Annotated in this window: 1 pseudogene; it reads left to right on the forward strand. The window is 53.7% G+C overall.

Features of this window, described 5'->3' with window-relative positions:
* Nucleotides 1-44 precede the first annotated feature (44 nt).
* Nucleotides 45-296 (forward strand): annotated as a pseudogene (locus A3709_RS19700) (midcut-by-XrtH protein); the annotation flags it as partial.

Below are 296 nucleotides of genomic sequence, written 5' to 3' on the forward strand. Positions count from 1 at the left end.
TGATAGGCTATCGCGCATTGCGCAGCTCGCAGGGTCGTAAATTATTGAGTGTAATGTTACTGGGGGTGGGTCTAACCCTGAGTGCACTGGGCAGCCTGAACATTCCCCAGGCATTGGCGAGTATGCTTGCGCTGGACAACCCTGAAGGCGGGGGAATTGATCTACCTGTCGGCCTGGTGGAAATCAGTAATACCTCAGGCGTAGCGCTGAAGCTGGGTTCCTTGAGCATTGATCCCAGCTGTACCTCCCAAGCCCCATCCACTACACAATGCGAGAATGACCTTATCCTTGAATCG

The sequence above is a fragment of the Halioglobus sp. HI00S01 genome (assembly GCF_001635445.1).
Classification (GTDB): Bacteria; Pseudomonadota; Gammaproteobacteria; order Pseudomonadales; family Halieaceae; genus Halioglobus; species Halioglobus japonicus.